Genomic DNA, 3,319 nt, shown 5'->3' on the forward strand with positions numbered 1-3,319 from the left:
GCAGAGCCCGGGCGACTTCAAGGTCGTCGGCGAGCCGTTCACCACCGAGCGCTACGGCATCGGTCTCGCCAAGGGCGACGACGAGTCCCGCAACGCGATCAACGACGCGATCCAGGAGATGATCGACAGCGGTGCGTGGGCAGCCGCATTCGAGGAGACGGTCGGCGCGTCGGGCTACCCCCTCCCCGAGCCTCCCGCCGTCGATCGCTACTGAGTGTCGATCGTTACCGCGTACGGGTTCCACCCGTCCCGTCCGCCGGTGCGGCCGGTCCGTGAGATCCCCACGGGCCGGCCGGGCCGTTCCGGACGCCCACCCCGTCCCCTCGATCCCGGAGTGACCTGTGGATCTGTTGAGCAAGTACAGCAGCCAGCTACTCGACGCGTTCTGGACCACGATCCAGCTGACCGTCGTCTCGGCGATCGGCGCACTGATCCTCGGAACGATCCTCGCCGCGATGCGCGTGTCGCCCATCCCCGTGGCGCGCGCCGTCGGCACCGCCTACGTGACGATCTTCCGTAACACCCCGCTGACGCTGATCATCATCTTCTGCCTGTTCGGCCTGTCCCAGACGCTCGGCATCAAGCTGGCCTCCGAGTCGTCGCCGACTTTCCTGGTGGACAACAACTTCCGGCTCGCGGTGCTGGGCCTGATCGTGTATACGGCGGCCTTCGTGTGCGAGTCGCTCCGCTCCGGCATCAACACGGTCTCGCTCGGACAGTCGGAGGCCGGCCGCTCCCTCGGCCTGACCTTCGGTCAGAATCTGCGCCTGATCGTCCTCCCCCAGGCGTTCCGCGCCGTCATCGCCCCGCTCGGCTCGGTGCTCATCGCCTTGACCAAGAACTCGACGATCGCCTCCGTGATCGGCGTGTCCGAGGCCTCGCTGCTGATGAAGACGATGATCGAGAACGAAGCGGCCATCTTCGTCGTCGGTGGAATCTTCGCGCTCGGGTTCGTCATCCTCACCCTCCCCACCGGCCTGTTGTTCGGCCGGCTCAGCAAGCGATACGAGGTTGCCCGATGAGTGCACACGGAACAGTTCTCTACGACGCACCCGGGCCCCGCGCGAAGGCGATCTACCGGATCCTGTCGGTCGTCGTGGTCGCGCTCCTCCTCGTCGTCGGCTGGATCGTCTACCGCGCGCTCGACGCCAACGGACAGCTGACAGCGGCCAAGTGGGAGCCGTTCGTCGAATCCACCAGCTGGACGACCTATCTGCTGCCCGGCATCCGCGGCACGATCATCGCGGCCGTCGCATCGATCGTGCTGGCACTGATCCTCGGCACGGTGCTCGGCATCGCCCGCCTCTCCGATCACCGATGGGTCCGCGGGATCGCCGGCACGATCGTCGAGTTGTTCCGCGCCGTCCCGGTGCTGATCCTGATGATCTTCGCCTACCAGGTCTTCGCCGAGTACCGCGTCTTCAAGTCCGACTACCTCGCGCTCGCAGCGGTCATCACCGGTCTGACTCTGTACAACGGCTCGGTCATCGCCGAGATCGTGCGAGCGGGTATCAGGTCGCTCCCGCGCGGCCAGAGCGAAGCCGCCTACGCCATCGGCATGCGGAAGAACCAGCTCATGCGGCTGATCCTGCTACCGCAGGCCGTCACGGTCATGCTCCCGGCGATCGTGTCGCAGATGGTGATCGCACTCAAGGACTCTGCCCTCGGCTACCTCATCGGCTACGTCGAAGTGGTGCGTTCCGGACAGCAGCTCGGCGCGTTCTTCCAGAACTACCTACCTGCGCTGCTGGTGGTCGCGGTGATCATGATCGTCCTCAACAGTGCGCTGACGCAGTTCGCGACCTGGCTCGAGAAGCGCCTGCGATCCGGAAAACGCAAGAAGGGTGCCGTGGCGACCGAAGAGCCACAGACCCTACCGACGATGGCGGTGCCGGGCCTGGACATGACCGGCGAGGGACGCACGTAGTGTGCCCGACCGGCGAACGCCGGAAATAGTTTTCAGTCGTGCGGGAGGTTGCTCGCGTCGGCACCGAAGGCCGCGAGTTCCTCCCGCACGACGTCGAACGCCATACCCTGCGCGTAACCGCGCCGGGCCAGCATTCCGACCAGCCGCCGTACCAGCTTGTCGCGTTCGGCCGCGATCTCGCGCCGATCGCCTTCGGTGGGCAGCGGCGGCTGGGTGCGGAGCTTCTTGCGGACCAGCTCGACCGCGCGTTCGCGCTCGTCGGCGGTGTCGATCTGCTCGAGGGCAGCCGCCGCATCGTCGGCGTCGATTCCTTTACGGCGCAGTTCGAGTGCGATCGCCCGCTTGCCCCTCCCCGCATGCAGATGACGTGAACGCGCCCATTGGTCGGCGAAATCCGCGTCGTCGATCAACCCGACCTCGGTGAGACGATCGAGGGCACGCTCGGCGACGTCGGACGCGAAACCTTTCTGCACGAGCTTCGCCGCGAGCTCGGATCGACTGCGCGCGCGATCCGTCAGCAGACGCAGGCAGACATCCTTGGCCTGCGCCTCGGTACCGCCACCGGGCAGCTCCTGTTCGGTGCGAGCCGAGCGCCGCCGTCCGCGTCGTTCGGACCGTCTTTCGGGCCGTCGTTCCTCGGGGTCGTCCATGACGCGCACAGTAGCCGGACCCACCGACAGCGCGGCCGTGTGCGGATAGGCCGCGGGGGCACGGACGCGATGTGCGTCCGTGCCCCCGCGGCCTGGGCGGTGACTAGAAGTCGACCGACTCCTCGGCATCGCTCGGATCGGTGAGTACGGCACCGATGCCGAGCTTCTCCTTGATCTTCTTCTCGATCTCGTCGCGAACATCGGTGTTCTCGAGCAGGAACTTACGGGCGTTCTCCTTGCCCTGCCCGAGCTGGTCGCCCTCGTAGGTGTACCAGGAGCCCGACTTGCGGATGAAGCCCTGATCGACACCCATGTCGATGAGCGAGCCCTCCTTCGAGATGCCCTGCCCGTACAGGATGTCGAACTCGGCCTGCTTGAACGGAGGCGAGACCTTGTTCTTGACGACCTTCACGCGGGTGCGGTTGCCGACCGCGTCTCCGCCGTCCTTGAGGGTCTCGATCCGGCGCACGTCCAGACGCACGGAGGCGTAGAACTTCAGCGCCTTACCGCCCGTGGTGGTCTCGGGCGAGCCGAACATCACGCCGATCTTCTCGCGCAGCTGGTTGATGAAGATCGCGGTGGTGCCGGAGTTGTTGAGCGCACCGGTCATCTTGCGCAGTGCCTGGCTCATCAGGCGGGCCTGGAGACCGACGTGGCTGTCGCCCATCTCGCCCTCGATCTCGGCGCGCGGCACGAGTGCTGCGACCGAGTCGATGACGATGATGTCGTAGCGCACCCGAAC

General features: G+C 66.3%; 4 protein-coding genes and 1 pseudogene. 3 read left to right on the plus strand and 2 right to left on the minus strand.

Features of this window, described 5'->3' with window-relative positions:
• The 3 genes and pseudogenes from R1101_RS27580 to R1101_RS0119275 all read left to right on the plus strand — a co-directional run.
• Positions 1-214 (plus strand): annotated as a pseudogene (locus R1101_RS27580) (transporter substrate-binding domain-containing protein); the annotation flags it as partial.
• 127 nt (positions 215-341) lie between these two features.
• Positions 342-1,022 carry an amino acid ABC transporter permease gene (locus R1101_RS0119270; RefSeq protein WP_016934961.1) on the plus strand — a complete coding sequence of 227 codons (681 nt, stop codon included), beginning with the start codon at positions 342-344 and terminating at the stop codon, positions 1,020-1,022.
• Entirely contained in the window at positions 1,019-1,927 is a 909-nt protein-coding gene (locus tag R1101_RS0119275) for an amino acid ABC transporter permease (RefSeq protein ID WP_016934962.1), read from the plus strand. Before R1101_RS0119270 ends, R1101_RS0119275 begins: the two co-directional genes overlap by 4 nt.
• A gap of 32 nt (positions 1,928-1,959) precedes the next feature.
• Here R1101_RS0119275 and R1101_RS0119280 read toward each other — a convergent pair whose 3' ends face one another.
• The gene (locus tag R1101_RS0119280; protein WP_016934963.1) at positions 1,960-2,577 is read right to left on the minus strand and encodes a regulatory protein RecX; all 618 of its coding nucleotides are present in this window, start codon (positions 2,575-2,577) and stop codon (positions 1,960-1,962) included.
• A 103-nt stretch (positions 2,578-2,680) separates the two neighbouring features.
• Positions 2,681-3,319: recombinase RecA (gene recA / locus R1101_RS27585; RefSeq protein WP_016934964.1), on the minus strand; the 639-nt coding region annotated here is incomplete at its 5' end.

The organism is Rhodococcus sp. R1101 (assembly GCF_000278445.1).
Classification (GTDB): domain Bacteria; phylum Actinomycetota; class Actinomycetes; order Mycobacteriales; family Mycobacteriaceae; genus Rhodococcus; species Rhodococcus gordoniae.